This window comes from Synechococcus sp. OH20 (assembly GCF_047502685.1).
Classification (GTDB): domain Bacteria; phylum Cyanobacteriota; class Cyanobacteriia; order Thermostichales; family Thermostichaceae; genus Thermostichus.
On record NZ_JANSIQ010000043.1, the window covers coordinates 56,579 to 72,581 of the forward strand.

General features: G+C 59.7%; 18 protein-coding genes. 11 read left to right on the plus strand and 7 right to left on the minus strand.

Annotated features, from left to right (window positions below; genetic code table 11):
* Positions 1-128: 128 nt before the first annotated feature.
* The 4 genes from NW826_RS09860 to NW826_RS09875 form a co-directional block, all read right to left on the minus strand.
* Positions 129-1,124, minus strand: coding sequence for an alpha-E domain-containing protein (locus tag NW826_RS09860; RefSeq protein ID WP_414335413.1), 996 nt, complete (start codon positions 1,122-1,124; stop codon positions 129-131).
* Positions 1,118-2,950 (minus strand): hypothetical protein, encoded by a 1,833-nt coding sequence (locus NW826_RS09865; protein WP_414510033.1) that lies wholly within the window; start codon positions 2,948-2,950, stop codon positions 1,118-1,120. The genes NW826_RS09860 and NW826_RS09865 overlap by 7 nt, the downstream gene beginning before the upstream one ends.
* A gap of 1 nt (position 2,951) precedes the next feature.
* Complete coding sequence (locus NW826_RS09870) at positions 2,952-3,392, minus strand: cyclic pyranopterin monophosphate synthase (protein ID WP_414510034.1); 441 nt, start codon at positions 3,390-3,392, stop codon at positions 2,952-2,954.
* Positions 3,393-3,498: 106 nt separating this feature from the next.
* A complete protein-coding gene (locus tag NW826_RS09875; RefSeq protein WP_414510035.1) occupies positions 3,499-3,990 on the minus strand; it encodes a Tic20 family protein in 492 nt (163 codons plus the stop codon).
* A gap of 309 nt (positions 3,991-4,299) precedes the next feature.
* Here NW826_RS09875 and NW826_RS09880 point away from each other — a divergent pair, with 309 nt between their 5' ends.
* The 4 genes from NW826_RS09880 (at position 4,300) to NW826_RS09895 (ending at position 6,203) form a co-directional block, all read left to right on the plus strand.
* Positions 4,300-4,767 carry a hypothetical protein gene (locus tag NW826_RS09880; protein WP_414510036.1) on the plus strand — a complete coding sequence of 156 codons (468 nt, stop codon included), beginning with the start codon at positions 4,300-4,302 and terminating at the stop codon, positions 4,765-4,767.
* Positions 4,768-5,001: 234 nt separating this feature from the next.
* Positions 5,002-5,436, plus strand: coding sequence for a hypothetical protein (locus tag NW826_RS09885; protein ID WP_414335422.1), 435 nt, complete (start codon positions 5,002-5,004; stop codon positions 5,434-5,436).
* Between the two features lie 4 nt (positions 5,437-5,440).
* A complete protein-coding gene (locus NW826_RS09890; RefSeq protein WP_414510037.1) occupies positions 5,441-5,725 on the plus strand; it encodes an ABC transporter permease subunit in 285 nt (94 codons plus the stop codon).
* 94 nt (positions 5,726-5,819) lie between these two features.
* Positions 5,820-6,203 carry an ABC transporter permease subunit gene (locus NW826_RS09895; RefSeq protein WP_414510038.1) on the plus strand — a complete coding sequence of 128 codons (384 nt, stop codon included), beginning with the start codon at positions 5,820-5,822 and terminating at the stop codon, positions 6,201-6,203.
* A gap of 62 nt (positions 6,204-6,265) precedes the next feature.
* Here the strand turns inward: NW826_RS09895 and NW826_RS09900 are convergent, their stop codons facing one another.
* Positions 6,266-6,784, minus strand: coding sequence for a MarR family winged helix-turn-helix transcriptional regulator (locus NW826_RS09900; protein ID WP_414335425.1), 519 nt, complete (start codon positions 6,782-6,784; stop codon positions 6,266-6,268).
* 556 nt (positions 6,785-7,340) lie between these two features.
* Here NW826_RS09900 and NW826_RS09905 point away from each other — a divergent pair.
* From NW826_RS09905 to NW826_RS09935, 7 genes are read left to right on the plus strand one after another with little or no spacing between them, the layout of a single operon-like run.
* Positions 7,341-7,703: a cation:proton antiporter subunit C gene (locus tag NW826_RS09905; protein WP_414335437.1), complete on the plus strand. Its 363-nt coding sequence runs from the start codon at positions 7,341-7,343 to the stop codon at positions 7,701-7,703.
* Entirely contained in the window at positions 7,696-9,153 is a 1,458-nt protein-coding gene (locus NW826_RS09910) for a cation:proton antiporter (RefSeq protein WP_414510039.1), read from the plus strand. Before NW826_RS09905 ends, NW826_RS09910 begins: the two co-directional genes overlap by 8 nt.
* Positions 9,137-9,541, plus strand: a complete 405-nt coding sequence (locus tag NW826_RS09915; protein WP_414335429.1) for a Na+/H+ antiporter subunit E — start codon at positions 9,137-9,139, stop codon at positions 9,539-9,541. The genes NW826_RS09910 and NW826_RS09915 overlap by 17 nt, the downstream gene beginning before the upstream one ends.
* Positions 9,538-9,789 carry a hypothetical protein gene (locus NW826_RS09920; protein ID WP_011430584.1) on the plus strand — a complete coding sequence of 84 codons (252 nt, stop codon included), beginning with the start codon at positions 9,538-9,540 and terminating at the stop codon, positions 9,787-9,789. The genes NW826_RS09915 and NW826_RS09920 overlap by 4 nt, the downstream gene beginning before the upstream one ends.
* A gap of 22 nt (positions 9,790-9,811) precedes the next feature.
* Positions 9,812-10,093 carry a monovalent cation/H(+) antiporter subunit G gene (locus tag NW826_RS09925; protein WP_414335431.1) on the plus strand — a complete coding sequence of 94 codons (282 nt, stop codon included), beginning with the start codon at positions 9,812-9,814 and terminating at the stop codon, positions 10,091-10,093.
* A gap of 9 nt (positions 10,094-10,102) precedes the next feature.
* Positions 10,103-10,624, plus strand: a complete 522-nt coding sequence (locus NW826_RS09930; protein ID WP_414335433.1) for a DUF4040 domain-containing protein — start codon at positions 10,103-10,105, stop codon at positions 10,622-10,624.
* A complete protein-coding gene (locus NW826_RS09935) occupies positions 10,621-11,280 on the plus strand; it encodes a Na(+)/H(+) antiporter subunit B (protein WP_414336986.1) in 660 nt (219 codons plus the stop codon). The genes NW826_RS09930 and NW826_RS09935 overlap by 4 nt, the downstream gene beginning before the upstream one ends.
* A 153-nt stretch (positions 11,281-11,433) precedes the next feature.
* Here NW826_RS09935 and psaB read toward each other — a convergent pair whose 3' ends face one another.
* Both psaB and psaA read right to left on the minus strand, forming a co-directional pair.
* Positions 11,434-13,668, minus strand: a complete 2,235-nt coding sequence (gene psaB, locus NW826_RS09940; RefSeq protein WP_414510040.1) for a photosystem I core protein PsaB — start codon at positions 13,666-13,668, stop codon at positions 11,434-11,436.
* A 21-nt stretch (positions 13,669-13,689) separates the two neighbouring features.
* Positions 13,690-15,957 (minus strand): photosystem I core protein PsaA, encoded by a 2,268-nt coding sequence (gene psaA / locus NW826_RS09945; RefSeq protein WP_414510041.1) that lies wholly within the window; start codon positions 15,955-15,957, stop codon positions 13,690-13,692.
* Positions 15,958-16,003: the final 46 nt, after the last annotated feature.

A 16,003-nucleotide genomic window follows, 5' to 3' on the forward strand; every position in this document is an offset into this window, starting at 1 on the left:
GGAGAGGGGCCGGGGGTGAGGGCTATCTCTTTGGGAGAGGGGCCGGGGGTGAGGGCTATCTCTTTGGGAGAGGGGCCGGGGGTGAGGGTCATCCCTTTGGGAGAGGGGCTGGGGGTGAGGGGTTTCGGCTAAGCTTGGCGCTGCAGGAGCAGAGGGGGGTCAGCCGTCTGCAAAGGGCGAATGGCAAAGAAACTTTCGTAGATGCAATCGCCAACGTAATTCATTTGCAATTGCAACTTGTCGAGAAATTCGTGTAAGCCCTGCTCCATAATATCGTCAATGGTGAGATAATCCAGCTCAGAGCGCAGCCGTCCCAAAGCCCGCTCACTGGGATCCCGCCAAGTATCAGCAGGGGTTCCAGTAATCTGGTGTAGGGAGCGATCGGCGTGAATGAGACAAAACTGAATGGAGCGGGGAAATTGCCGATCCAAAATCAGGAAAGAGGCCACCTCTCTAGGGTTAATGCGGTGTTGGCGGCTGTATTTTCGATACATTTCATAAGCGCTGGCCGACTTTAGGAGAGCAATCCACTGCAATTCATCCAGGGGCGTGCCCACATCCTGTACAGAAGGCAGCAAAATAAAATACTTAACATCCAGAATGCGAGCCGTTTTGTCGGCCCGTTCCAAAAGGCGGCCGATTTGTCCAAAGTGCCACCCCTCCCCGTGGGTCATGGTGGCATCCATCACCCCAGCAAAGAGATGGCTGGCCAGCTTGACTTCCGTGAAGAAATCGTGGAGCTGGCTCAGATGCGGCCACTGTTGAGCAGCTTCCTTCACCATTAAGTAGAAGCGATTCACCCGCTCCCACATTTCCGAAGAAATGATCTCCCGCACAGAGCGGGCATTTTCCCGTGCCAGCCGCAAGCAGGAAAAAATCGAGTTGGGATAATCCCTATCAAAAGCCAGAAACTGGATCACCGTTTCCTGGGTCGCCTGGCCGTAGCGCTGGTAAAACAGCTCCTGATCCCCAGTGGTGGAGATGATGGGATCCCATTGCTGAGCTGTGCCACTAGGTGAGTCGAGGATGAGGTTTAGGTTGACATCGATAAAACGGGCAATGTTCTCGGCCCGCTCCACGTAGCGGTTGAGCCAGTAGATGGAATCGGCCACGCGACTCAACATGGTGTTGCCTCCTCTGTTGTCCTCAACCCCAACAGACGGAGCAGCCGCCGCAGCTCCACCAGCAGCACTCCTGCCACGCCGGTCAGGATCCAGCCCAGCCAGTCCGCCGCCGTGCCCAAGTAGCGCACCTCCACGCGGTGCTCCCCCGGCGGGATCCGCACTTGCAACAGCCCTGGCCCGTTGTATTCAGCAGCTCTGAACCGTCCATCAATTTGTACCCGCCAGGCGGGGTAGTAAAACGTGCGCAAGACTACAGCTTGCTCCTGACCGGTGGGGTTAAGCGCCCGAAAGCGACGGTAGCCGTAGCGCCACTCTTCCACCTGGAGCCGCGCCGCCGGATCCTCTACCTCGCCTTGCCACTGCAGCAGCGGATCCACCTGTGGGGGCGGCATGGGCAGCGTCGCCTGGCGGGGCCGGTATTCCAGCGCATCCACCAGCGCCAGCCCATCGGGAAAGCGCCAGTGCATGTGCAAGAAAGCAATGCCCGGCCGCTCTTGGGGCTCGTTGGGGAACTGCTTGGCTGCAGCGAGTTCTTGAAAAGTTTGGACAAGCGGCGGATCAAAGCCGGCTTTGGACACCAGTTGCAAGCCCTGCCAGGTTTGGACTGCCATGGCCAGGCCGAGCCCCACCAGCAAAGGGAGCCGCCAGCGCTTGTGCCCCCATCCCCACCCAGCTAGAGATCCCACTAGCCAAGGCACGGTTACCGCCGTCACCGCCATCCAGCGCCAGGAGAACTGAATCCGCCGCAGGGGCAAAACCCACTCGTAGAGCCAAGCCAGCAGATCCGTCATCATCAGCAGCGCCACCAGGCTGGCTCCCAAGCTGTAGAGCAGGGTGGCTCTGGCAAGAGATTCGGCAGCACCACTTTCCTGGCAGGAGAAACTCCTCCCCGACCGGCGGGCCAGCCAAAAAACCAGGATCCCAACCCCTCCCAGAACCGCCGCCATCCAAACCCAGTACCCCACCAGGTTGCTCTCAAACCAGTGCTCTGTCCAGCGCGGCTGCAGCTGCATGAGCCCGCTCACCATCAGGCGATGGTGGGGCGTATACTCCTCGGTAAAGTTGACAAAATCCACCTGGACATGCCGCTGATCCCAGAAGGCCGGCAGCAGATAAAACGCCGTCCACCCCAGCCCCAGCCCAAACCCCAGGTAGCAGCGCCCCACCCTGGGCCAGAAGGGATCCCTTCCCCCCAACACCCAAGGCAGAGGCAGCCAAATCAGGGTCAACACCAGCAAGGTGGGCAGGTGGGACAGCGCCAGCAGGCCGTAGCTCAGGGCTAAAGCCGCAACCGGCCAAAGGGCCTGCAACCGGCAGATCGTCTGCAGCGAGGCCCAGAAAACCCAGGGGGAGACGGCAATGGCCCACACTTCCCCTATGGCTCCCCTTTGGTAGATATCCACCAGCCAATAGGGGCCGGCCATGCTCAGCAGGGCCAAGACCAACGCCAAAGCCCAAGGAAGCACCTGCCGCAGCAGAAGGTACAGCCCCAGACCCAAGACCGCCATCGCTAGGCCCATGCTGGCCACCAGAGAGCCGAGCATGTCCAGCCCCAGGGCTCGAAAGGGCAAGGTGGCCACCATACACAGGGGCGGATAGAAGGCAAAGGTGGGGTTGCCATAGCCAAAGTTGGAATACTCCAGCCAGCGGGGGTAAAACTGCCCGCCGAAAAACTGGCGCTGATACTGGAAGGCCCAATTGAGATTGAAGTGGGTGGAATGGGTGATGGGGTAGCCCCGCTGCAGCATTGGCCAGAGCAGTGCCAGCACCCCGGCCAGCAGCGCGATCCCGATAAGCCCTCCCGGTTGGTGCAACCTCTTCAACATCTCACTGGGACAGGCTATTCTGATCAAACCCAGAAGGCCCGGAACTTCCCCCATACTTGCGCAACAGGCGGATATTCTCGATCACCATCGCCTTTTCCAAGGCCTTGGCCATGTCGTACAGGGTTAGGGCAGCCACTGCAACCGCCGTCAAAGCCTCCATCTCTACTCCGGTGGTGATGCTGGTCAAGGGGAGAGGATGACACAGCGGGATCAGATCGGGGGTGCGCTTGGCGGCCATGATCCCGGCCAGCCGAGCCGCTTCCACCACATTCCCTTTGGGCCCTTGACCGGCCAAAATGACCTCTAAAGTCCTTTCTGACATGCGTACCTGCCCTTGGGCAGTGGCCAAACGGGCAGCCAGGGGCTTGTGTCCCACTTCCACCCTCTGTACCCGACCGGAAGCGTCCAGGTGGGTGAGGGTTGGGCCAACATCAGAGGTCAAATCCGACGGCCACCCCAGCCTCCTGCAATCCTTGAAAGCTGCAACAGCCGGCTCAGGCTCCAGTGAAGTCGTCAAATCAGCAACCAAGCCCTCAACTTGAGAACTGTTAGTAGCGAATCCAAGCATAGGCGGCATCGGAGAGCACCGGCACCTCGGCATAGTGACCGCGCACGTTCTGCACCCAAGCATAAAGGGTGACAGCGATTACCCCAAGCAGGGCAGTGGTGGCCAAAATGCTAACAAGCGCTGCCAAACCAAGGCTGCCAAAGAGCATAGCGAACACCTGCATCAACACTTGCACCAAAAACAGGGCAATGTTGAGCAGCAGCGCCTGCATCGTGTTGAAGCGAACAAAATGGGCGACGCGGCCGTTGCGGATTACGAAAAAGAGTAGGGCAAAAAACAGCCCCATGCCCAGCCAGCCCGTGGCCAGAGGCAGCAAACGCAGCAGCGGACTAAAAATGGGGATCAAACCTGGCAGAGATTGAAACAAGCCAGAGGGCACAAAGCCGAAGGGCAGAGCCGCTACCAACGGCAAAAGGTAGGGAAGGGATCCCCAGAGCCGATCGATGGGAGTGATGTTGCCGCGCCAGGTCATAATCCGTCGATCCCCTTAGTGCAGTGGCCATTGAAGCAAGTTTGCCGGTCGGTGCGCTCTCGGAATCCCTAGATGGGAAGAAGAAAGCGACACCCGAGCTTTGGGCCTATTGTAGTCGATGGATTTTGGCGACTCAACACGCTCGACCGCAAGCCGGCCTCAGCTTTCGAGTGAGCAGAACAAATAATTATTGAGTGGGCAAGTGTTCACGGTGAGCATCCTCCTTCATCCGGGCTGGTATAATCGCTGGCAATTCCTTTCTCCATCACCGGTCTTTTGGGTTCTTTAAGTCTTTTTTCGGCTTCGACCATGAAGATTTCCTCCTTTCCTGTTGCCCGCCTTGTGGGAGCTTTCCTCTGGCAAGCTTGGTCTGGTCTCATCGGCTTTTTCAACGACCGCCTGTTGCCGGAGCGCTACCATGTTCGGCCCGAAGCTTTGCCGGAGGGGCTGGCCCAGCTTTGGGCCCGTTATCTGCGCTACCGGCAAGCATCTCGTCCAGGGGCAATCCAGTTTCGCGGCCTGACGGTGGAGCCTGGACGGGATCTGCACTCGGCTCGTCTTGAAGCTCGTCCGCTCCGCTACCGCGGCTGCCCTGTGGAGACGGTTGCCCGCTGCGGGGATCCCTCTCCTGCCGGCCAACTTCTCACTGAAAAAGCTTTTGTGCCTCCCTACTGGAGACTGCTCAATACATTGCGCTTGAAGTTGAGCCTGGCCGATATCGATCGCTATTCGGTCACCCCGGCTCTGCAGCGGGTTTACCGTGGCCAAGTGTTCTAGCGGTTTATCTCCCTACGGGTGGCTGACCCCACGGTTGAGGCGCTGCCGCTGGTAGATGTTGGGTTGACCAGCTTGTTTCTCCTGAGCAGCGGGGGGAGGAGCTCCAGATACCCGCCACCTTTAGCTAAAAGCCGCAGGAGCCCCGCTCCCTACCGCCTAGCGGTCGGAGTTGGGTAGTTTACAAGTCCTTGAGCTGCAAACAAAAAGGCTCTGAAAGACCAAGAAAAAGCTAAGGTGGTGCGGCAACGCGCCCGCATCGCGAACAGCCGGGGAGATTTTCTGCACCACCTTAGGACTCGATGGGTGCGTGAAAGCCGAGCCATCGAGGTGGAAGAGCAGGCGGTCGGCAATGGGCAGGCATCCCAAGCGGGCTCAATCCATGTTTTTCGGTCGATGCTCGAGCCAATTTTAATCGGGTTGAGCGCTGTGCTCTGGGGCGGTCTCTGGGGCTACGCCACGCTGCTGATCGTGTTGGTGAACTTCAAGGAGCAGGGATCGGTTTACGCCTACCCCATGCAAGTGGTGTTGGATCGCTTTGTGGAATCTTTGGGGCTGGACTGGCTCAAAGCTTTGCATGCCATGCAACTGAAGCCGCTGCGCCAGATCAGCTATGCCCTGTTTGGCGCTGTCACCTTAGGGGTGGTCTGGATGCTTTGGGTGTTGGGGTGAGGCAATGAACGCTGCTCAACTGGTCGCCATTCTCTCTACTGCCATTGCCACCGCTACACCGTTGGTCTTCGCCAGTGTAGGAGAAACCATCACCGAGCGAGCAGGGGTGATCAATCTCTCCGCAGAGGGGACGATCATGCTGGCTGCCATGGTTGGGTTCGCCGTGGCCAAGCTGACGGGAAGCCTGGTGTTGGGCTTTTGGGCTGCCGCTGCTGGGGCCACTTCTGTTCCGAAGGGATCTGCTGCTGTATGCCAGCTATGCGCTGATTGGGGGAACTTGGTTCTTTAGTTTTATCGCACCCGGCCTGGCCTGATGCTGCGGGCCATGGGAGAACAGCCGGCAGCAGCCTTTGCCCGTGGCACCGATGTCATTTTCTGGCGCTATGTCTACAGGATCCCTACTGGGCTTGGCAGGAGCCGCTTTTTCGCTGGATTTCAAGGCCGGCTGGAGCCACCGACACACAGCAGGTTACGGCTGGATTGCTTTGGCCATCGTCATCTTCGGCGGCTGGAACCCCTTGGGGGCCTACCTGTTCGGCATTTTGCAGTCCTTTGCCGGGGTTGCCCAGACCACCATCCGCGCCGTGCCTGCCCAAGTTTTTACGGTGGCTCCCTTTGTGTTGATGATTTTGGTGTTGGTGTTCACCTCCGGGGAATGGTGGGAGTACGGTCTGCGCGGGATCCCACCTCGGCTGCGGCGCTGGATTCAGCAGGCGGCGCGAGCCACTCCGCCGGCAGCCCTGGGACAGCCATTTGAACAAGGCTAGAGACCCGGCTCGGGGAGTCTCTGGTCAACCGGCTCAATTAAGAGAAAATCTAAGGGTGCATCCTAGAAAATAGCGTGCAGCTTTTTGAGACAGGCCTGGATCTCCGCCAGCTCGGAGGGATCCAACTTTTGGAAGCGCTCTTTCAAGTAGGCGATGTGGGCCGGAAAAATTTCCTCAAACAGTTTCTCCCCCGCCTCTGTCAGCACGACCCTGAAGCAGCGGCGGTTCTCTGGCGGCACTTGCCGGCGCACCAGCCCCTTCTGTTCCAGACGATCCACAATGCCGGTCAGTGTCCCTTTGGTAACCAGGGTTTTTTGGGCCAAGACATTCATGGTCATGCCGGGAGTGTTGCCGAGGGTCACCAACACATCAAATTGGGGGGCGGTCAGCCCCATTTGCCGAATGTGAACCCCGGCATAATTTTCAAAGGCTTGGTAGGCCCGCACCAGATCCCGCACCACCCCCAAAAAAGGCTCACGGGCCGCCAGAATTGTTCGCGTCGACGGGACGGAGGAGTCTTCAGGCTTGCGAACCTCGCTTTCCGGAACGTCAGGCAGGGCAGGGTCGACAGGAGTGGGCATAGTTGAAGATCGCTGAAGGGGACTCACCCCCAGAGGAAAGTCTCGGCTCCATGATAGCCGACTGTAGTATAGTTCTAACGCAAATTAACGATGCTTCCGGCAGCAGCTCCAACCGTATCCGCATCCAGGGGCAGGACTGAGCGAGGGTGGAGGCTTTTCCGGCGGGGAGGGTCTCGACGACCTGTCGCTCACAAGGGAGCTGCTGCTGCAGAACCCAGAACTTCGTCCCACTAGCATAAGTAAAAACAGCCTAAACTGCGAGCAGCCCCCATTGATTCTGACTTTGCTATGAGAGGTGTATGACCAGGATCCCACCAAGCCCCAGAGCTGACCGGCAGTTGGCTCAAGCTGCCTACCTGGATCTGCAACTCTTTCGACTTCGGGATCCGGCCTTGTTGGGGAGATTGAGATCCCGGCAGGGTTGCAACCTGCCACAGACTGTCTGGCACCGGCCCTCTAGCTGCTGCGACCGCGGAAGCTGGATACTGATCGCGTAAGCGGGACGAAATGAACGACTTAGCAACCGGATGGCTCGAGCGCAGCAAGCGAGGTGCCCATGTTAAATGCCGCCATCACCCTCACGATCTTCCTTGGCTTTTGGGGAGTCGTGGTCAAGCGCAATCTCATTATGAAGATCCTGGCCATGGATGTCATGAGCACCGGGGTCATCGCCTTCTTCGTGATCTGGGCCGCCCGCAGCGGTGTGTTCACCCCTATCTACAAGCCCTGGCGCGAGCTGGACTATGCCGACCCCGTACCTCAGGGGATCATCCTCACGGCCATCGTCATCGGTCTGTCGGTACAAGCCCTGATGTTGGTGGGGGTGATGAAGTTGTCCCGCAACCATCCCACCCTCGAAGTGGAGAGCATCGAACAGGCGGTCGCGTCAGCGGGACGGAGCACTTTTACCGATGACTGAGCTGACGCTGGTCTGGGTGGCGCTACCCTTTTTGTTTGCCTTTGCCACCTACTTGATGCCCGCCTTGACCCGTCCCAGCTTGGTGGGGATGGCCGCGCTGACGGTGGCCTATGCAGTGTACCAGGGGGGGTTGCCGGGAACAACTGCGGCGCCGTTAGAGCTTCAGTTGCTGGATCACTTCGGGGTGACGCTGCGGATCGACGCCAACGCAGCAGCCATGCTCTTGGCCCATGGACTGATAACGCTGGGGGTGGCGCTGTATCTGGATCGGCGCTTTGTGGGCAGCCGCTTTCTGGCCATGCAGTTGCTGATCGTCCACGGCAGCGCCAACGCCGTCGTCATCAGCGCCGACCTGATCAGTGTCTATGTTGCCCTAGAGGTGCTCAGCATTGGTGTGTTTTTGCTGCTCACCTACGGGCGCCGGGCTGAGTCCCAGCCGACGGCAGGGGATCATCGCGACCGCCAGCTTTGGGTGGGGCTGCGCTACCTGTTCATGAGCAATGTGGCCATGCTCTTCTACTTGATGGGCGCAATCCTGGTCTACGTGCGCACCGGATCCCTGGCGATGAGCAGCTTGGCCATGGCCGCCCCCACGGCTTTGGCGCTGATTGCCGTGGGTCTTTTGGCCAAGGGGGCGGTCTTCGTCGCCGGCCTGTGGCTGCCCCTCACCTACATCACCGCGGATCCCGTTATCGCGGCGGTGCTCAGCGGCTTTACGACCAAAGCAGGTGCCATGGCCTTGGTGCACTGCAGCGAGGCTTCGCCGGCCTTGGCCCAGGGGTTGTCCTACTTGAGCGCCGGCTCAGCCGTTTTTGGGATCCTCCTGGCTTTGATGGCCAGCACGCCCCAGCGCCTTTTGGCCTGGAGCTCGGTCTCGCAGATGGGATTTGTAATTGCCGCCCCTCAGTGGGCAGGTTTGTACGGCCTGGCCCATGGGTTGGCAAAGCCTCTGTTGTTTGTGGGGACGGCGATAACGAGTCGCTGGCGCTGGCCGATGTTGATCTTGGGGGCGGCCTCTCTGGCAGGGGTGCCCGGCAGTTTGGGGTATGCAGCCAAGGCCCTCACCTTGTCGGCTCTGGATCCCTGGCACGAGTGGCTGCTGGTTGGGGTTACCATCGGCACCACCTGTGTGGCTGTGCGAGTGCTGCGGTCGTCTCCTTCTCAAATCAGCGGGAACATCCCCTCCAGTTGGCAAGACCAGGCGGCCTTGGCCCTTTGGGGCGGCGGCTTGCTCTGGGGCTGGCTGCCGGCGGCCTACGACGTCGATAATCTCCTTAAGGCACTGCTCAGCTTGGGTGCCGGGATCCCCCTGGGCTGGTTTTGGGAGCGGATCCCTTGGCAGAGAAGGTCGGTGAATGAGGGGCTGGAGGCTGTGGTGGGCGGCTTGAGTGTGGTGTTGGTGTTGGTTTGGGTTTTGTTAGCTGGGTGGAATTATGGGACGCTACCCTGAGTTGGGCTTACTGGAAATTGGCCTGCGGCTTTTGATTTGGTTCCTGCTGACGGGCAATCTGAGCTGGGACAATGTGGCCATCGGGGTGGCGGCGACGCTGCTGCTGCCTCGTCAGGCCTCTGCGCCGGTGCGGTGGCGGGATTGGGGACGGGTGCTCAAGGAGATTGTTTTCGCCGTTCCGAAAGCTTACTGGGAGGCCTTTGAGATGATCCTCAGGCCCCACACCGTAGAGGAGGTTGTATACAAACAAACTCTCCCCAATCGTTCGGCGGGGCTGGTGTTTCTCGATATCTTTTTGATTACTTTTACGCCCAAAACCATTGTGCTCAATTGCGATGCCCAAGGCACCTACGAAGTGCATCTGCTCAAACCACGGGAGGAGGCGTGAACCTACTGCTGTTTCTGCTGACTTTGACCCTATGCCTGCCGCTGTATGCCGCCTGGCTGAAGGAGGATATTTGGCAGACGATGCTGGCTTTTGCCAGCTTATCCACCAAGACGGCCATCCTGGTTTTGGTGGTATCCGTGGTGCGGGATGACTGGATGATCGGGATCGTGGGGGTCTTGATTTTGTCGGTGGGTAACGCGGCCCTGATGCTGCTGGCCCACGTGCTCAAGCGCTTGGAAATGCTCTAAAGATATTCTTAGTCTGGGGAATATGGAAATCTTAATGGAAGCTCTCAGCTATCTTCTGTTTGGGATCGGGGTGCTGTTTTGGCTGTGGGGAACGGCGCCGCTCCTTGGGGATCGCTCGATTTTGTTTAAGCTGCACGGCCTTTCGGTGTCCGACACCCTGGGATCCATGAGCATCATACTGGGGCTGTTGCTGCGGATCCCAAGGGAGTGGCCTCTGCTGGTGTTGGCGCTGATTTCCTTGGCCATTTGGAACACCATCTTGGGCTATGTGCTGGCGTTTTGCTCGCAGCGCAAGTCCCTATAGGAGGACAGGATGGAAGAGACCTTGTTGCTGGTGATCGCCCTGCTGCTGCCCTTGACGGCAGGCTTGGTGGTGACCCAGACCAATCCCTATCATGCCTTGGTGATGCGCGGCATTCTGGGATCCATCGCTGCTCTGATCTATGCCTTGTTTGGGGCGGCGGATGTGGCGCTCACCGAGGCGCTGGTGGGCACCATGCTTTCCATTACGCTCTATGCCATCGCGGTGCGTTCCTCGTTGAGTATGCGCTTGGGCGTTCTCGAAGGCAGTCCTGTGTTGGAGGCCGGTACCTCAGCAGCACAGCAGTTGTTACAGCAGATGCGCCAAGCACTACAGCGGTACCACATGCGTTTGGAGTTGGCCGTCTATGGGAGTTCAGAGGCCTTGTTGGCTGCCCTTCACAGCCGAGAGGTGCACACCATTGCCCTTGAGCCCGATGAGGAGGTGGCAGAGTATCGCTTGGTAACGCGCGTGCCCCGCCTGCAGGCCATCTTGGCGCAACAAGCCCTGCTTTCTGAGGTCTTCTTGCCATGAGGTGGTTGTATGGGGTGGCGGTGCTGCTGGCAGCATTGCAGCTCGTGGTCGCCGATGCAGGAGCTGTTTTGCCTGCTGTTGAACCTGTATCGACTCTAGCCGGAGAAAGCGGCGTGCCCAATACGGTGACAGGTTTGATCTTGCGCAACCGCCTTTACGACACGGTTTTCGAAGTAGTTGTATTTTCCGCGGCAATTCTGGGCGCGCAATACCTGCTGGCGGATGAGCGACCGACGGCCAATGTAGCTCAATTTACCGACATTCCCTCGATCGTGCTGGCGCGGGTGGGAGCCACCATTTCTGCCCTGATTGGGGTGGAGCTGGCCATTCGGGGTCACCTGACGCCGGGTGGGGGGTTTGCCGCCGGCGTGGCGGGAGGAACGGCAATTGGCTTGGTGGCGATCACCGCCTCTTCGACCTGGATGGAGGCCATCTACAAGCGGTGGCAAGCCGCGATGTGGGAGAAGCTGTCGGTGGTGACGTTTATCGGCGTGGCTGTCATCGCCCTGGCCGGTTGGGAGCTGCCCAAGGGCGAGCTGGGATCCCTTTTCAGCGGTGGCTGGATCCCGATTCTCAATATTTTGGTGGCGATCAAGGTGGCGCTGGGATCCTGGGCGGCAATCTTAATTTTTATTCGCTACCGCGGCTTGCTATAAGAGGGGTTGATGAGAGACACCCCTATCCCGTCACCGACATTGCAGATGAGGATCCAATGTGCCCCACAAGCCTTCCCCCTCTACCAAGACGCAAAAAAAGGGATCCCCTAGCCAAGGGATCCCTTCCAGTTAGTGGTTAGTTATTCAACTTCGCTAGCCAGACTGGGAGGCTGTCGAGGCGATGACAAAGGCCGCGTAGGTCAGTACGTAACCCACCGTGAAGTGGGCCAGACCCACCAACCGACCCTGCACAATCGACATAGCCACCGGCTTATCTTTCCAGCGGATCAGCTTGGCCAAGGGGGTGCGCTCGTGCGCCCAGACCAGGGTCTCGATCAGCTCTTGCCAGTAGCCGCGCCAGGAGATCAAGAACATGAACCCAGTCGCCCAGACCAAGTGGCCGAACAGGAACATCCAGGCCCAAACCGCCAGGTTATTCATTCCGTAGGGGTTGTAGCCGTTGATCAACTGAGCCGAGTTGGCCCAGAGATAATCCCGCAGCCAGCCCATCAGGTAGGTGGAGTTCTCGTTGAACTGGGCGGTGTTGCCGCTCCAGATCCCCAGGTGCTTCCAGTGCCAGTAGAAGGTCACCCAGCCAATGGTGTTCAGCATCCAGAACATGGCCAGGTAGAAGGCATCCCAGGCGGAGATGTCGCAGGTGCCGCCCCGACCCGGCCCGTCGCAGGGGAAGCTGTAGCCGAAGTCTTTTTTGTCCGGCATCAGCTTAGAGCCGCGGGCATCCAACGCCCCTTTGACCAGGATCAACGTCGTGGTGTGCAGGCCGAGAGCAATGGCGTGGTGCACCAGGAAGTCGCCAGGGCCAATGGGCAGGAAGAGGAACCCGTTGGGGTCGTTAATGGCTTGCAGCCAGCCGGGCAGCCACACGTTGCCGTAGTTGGGCCAAGCCGTAGAGGCAATGCTGTTGGGATCGGACAACAGCACGTCCATGCCGTAGATCATCTTGCCGTGGGAAGCTTGAATGAACTGAGCAAACACCGGCTCGATCAGGATCTGCTTCTCCGGCGTGCCAAAGGCTTGCATGACATCGTTGTGGACGTACAGCCCCAGCGTGTGGAAGCCCAAGAACAGCGATACCCAGCTCAGGTGGGAGATGATCGCCTCCTTGTGATCCAGCACCCGCGCCAGCACGTTGTTCTTGTTGGCTTCGGGATCGTAGTCCCGCACCAGGAAGATGGCCCCATGGGCAAAAGCCCCCACCATCAAGAACCCAGCAATGTACTGGTGATGGGTGTAGAGAGCCGCCTCCGTGGTGTGATCCATGGACATGAACACGTAGGGGTTGAGGGCGTACATGTGCTGCGCCACCAGCGAGGTCACCACCCCCAAGCAGGCCAGCGCCAACGCCAACTGGAAGTGCAGGGAGTTGTTGACCGTGTCGTAGAGGCCCTTGTGCCCTTCGCCCAGCAGGCCCCCGAAGGGAGTGCCCTTGGGCGGGTTGTGGGCGCCCAGGATCTCGCGGATGCTGTGGCCGATACCCCAGTTGGTGCGGTACATGTGGCCGGCGACGATGAAGATGACCGCAATGGCCAGGTGGTGGTGGGCCATGTCCGTCAGCCACAGGGACTGCGTGTTGGGGTTAAAGCCGCCCAAGAAGGTGAGGATGGCCGTGCCCGCCCCTTCTGCCGTGCCCCAGACATGGTTGGCCGTATCTGGGTTCTGGGCATACACCCCCCAGTTGAGGGTGAAGAAGGGCTTCAGGCCCGCCGGGTGGGGCAGCGTGGTGAGGAAGTTGTCCCAGCCCACGTGCTGACCGCGCGACTCGGGGATGGCCACGTGCACCAGGTGGCCCGTCCAGGCCAGCGAGCTGACGCCGAACAAGCCGGCCAGGTGGTGGTTGAGGCGGGCTTCAGCGTTCTTGAACCAGCTCAGGCTGGGCCGGAAGCGGGGCTGCAGGTGCAGCCAGCCGGCAAACAGGAACACCGCCGCCAACAACAGCAGGCCGATGGCACCGGTGTAGAGATCGCCGTTGGTGCGCAGGCCGATGGTGTTGAACCAGTAGTAGAGGCCGGAGTAGGCCGCGTTGACAGGGCCACCGCCCCCAGGTTGGGTGAAGGCTTCCACCGCCGCCTTGCCGAACTGGGGATCCCAGATAGCGTGGGCGATGGGGGTGACGCCGGTGGGGTTGGCCACCCATTGCTCGTAGTTGCCTTGCCAGGCGATGTGGAAGACGTTGCCCGAGGCCCACAGGAAGATGATCGCCAGATGGCCGAAGTGGGTGGCAAACAGCTTTTGGTAAAGCCGCTCCTCCGTCATGCCATCGTGGGTCTCGAAGTCATGGGCGGTGGCAATGCCATACCACAGACGTCGAGTGGTGGGATCACTGGCCAGGTCTTGGCTGAATTGCGGAAAACGAGTTGCAGTTGTCATGATTCTCTCTTCCTCCTTGCCTTAGCCGAGTGCGGCAAACCGTGCCAGGAAGAACGCCCACGTGGTGACGATCCCACCCAGCAGGTAGTGGGCCACACCGACCGCCCGACCCTGGATGATGCTCAGGGCGCGGGGTTGAATGGCCGGAGCGACTTTTAGTTTGTTGTGGGCCCAAACGATCGACTCAATCAGCTCCTGCCAGTAGCCACGGCCGCTGAACAGGAACATCAAGCTGAAGGCCCAGACGAAGTGGGCGCCCAAGAAGAGCAGCCCATAGGCCGACAGCGCCGAGCCGTAGGAGTTGATCACCTGCACCGATTGCGCCCACAGGAAGTCCCGCAACCAGCCGTTGATGTTGACGGCGCTGGCTGCAAAGTTGCCGCCCGTGATGTGCTCAATCGTGCCGTCCGGGTTGACGGTGCCCCAGATGTCGCTTTGCATCTTCCAACTGAAGTGGAAGATCACAATCGAGATGGCGTTGTACATCCAGAACAGCCCCAGGAAGACGTGATCCCAGCCGGAGACCTGGCAGGTGCCGCCGCGGCCTGGCCCGTCGCAGGGGAAGCGGAAGCCCAGCTTGGCCTTATCGGGGATCAGTCGGGAAGAGCGGGCAAAGAGCACCCCCTTGAGCAGGATCAACACCGTGATGTGGATGGTCATGGCGTGGATGTGGTGCACCATGAAGTCCGCCGTGCCCAGCACCATCGGCATCATGGACACCTTGCCGCCCACGGCCACCACGTCGCCGCCGAAGATGGGGCTTACCGAAGCGCCCACGTAGGGAGCGGTGCTGGCGATGGCGTTGGTGTGCAGGGATTGAATCCACTGGGCAAAAATGGGCTGCAGTTGGATACCGGTGTCCGAGAACATGTCCTGCGGACGGCCCAGCGCCTGCATGGTGTCGTTGTGGACGTAGAAGCCGAAGGCGTGGAAGCCCAGGAACAGACACACCCAGTTCAGGTGGCTGATGATGGCGTCGCGGTGGCGGATTACCCGATCCAGCACGTTGTTGCGGTTCACCGCCGGGTCATAGTCCCGCACCATGTAGATGGCCCCGTGGGCAGCGCCGCCAACAATGAACAGCCCCCCTATCCACATGTGGTGGGTAAAGAGGGAGATCTGCGTAGCGTAGTCGATGCCCATGTAGGGGTAGGGGTTCATGGCGTACATGTGCTGGGCCACGATGATGCTCAGGGATCCCACCATGGCCAGGTTGATGGCCAGTTGGGCATGCCAGGAGCTGGTCAGCACTTCGTAGAGACCCTTGTGGCCTTCGCCGGTGAAGGGGCCCTTGTGGGCTTCCAGGATCTCTTTAATGGAGTGGCCGATGCCCCAGTTGGTGCGGTACATGTGGCCCGCCACGATAAACAGCACGGCAATGGCCAGGTGGTGGTGGGCCTGATCCGTCAGCCAGAGGGCGCCGGTTTGCGGATCCAAGCCCCCCTTGAAGGTGAGGAACTCCGCGTACTTGCCCCAGTCCAACGTAAAGAAAGGCACCACCCCGCTGAAGAAGCCCCAATCCACACTGGGGAACATCTCCTTCATCAGGGCCGGCTTGAGGATGAACTCGTGGGGCAGAGGGATCTGAGCCGCCGGCACGCCCGCATCCAACATCTTGTTGATGGGGATGGCCACATGAATTTGGTGACCGGCCCAGGCCAGAGAGCCCAGCCCCAGCAGGCCCGCCAGGTGGTGGTTGAGCATCGACTCCACGTTCTGGAACCACTCCAGCTTGGGAGCCCGCTTGTGGTAGTGGAACCAGCCGGCAAACAGGCAGAGGCCAGCCATCACCAAGCCACCAATAGCGGTGCAGAGGAGTTGAAACTCATTGGTGATGCCGGCAGCCCGCCAGAGGTGAAATAGGCCCGACGTGATGCGGATCCCTTCAAAGCCGCCGCCCACATCGCCGTTGAGGATCTCCTGGCCGAAGATGGGCCACACCACTTGGGCGCTGGGCTTGATATTGATCGGATCCGCCAGCCAAGCGGAGTAGTTGGAGAACTGAGCGCCGTGGTAGTACATGCCGCTCAGCCAGACAAAGACCACCGCCAGGTGGCCGAAGTGCGCAGAAAAGATCTTGCGAGAGACGTCTTCTAGGTCGCTGGTGTGACTATCGAAGTCATGAGCAAGAGCGTGGAGGTTCCAGATCCAGGTCGTGGTCTTGGGGCCACGCGCCAGGCTGCGATCGAAGTGTCCCGGCTTGGCCCATTTCTCAAATGAGGTGGGAACCGGATCGATATCAACCGTCACCTTAACCTTTGGCTCTCGCTCCTTGGGTGTAGTTGTCATCAAGAACTCCTCTCTTGCGACAAGGAACGAAGCATTCCCGCCCATC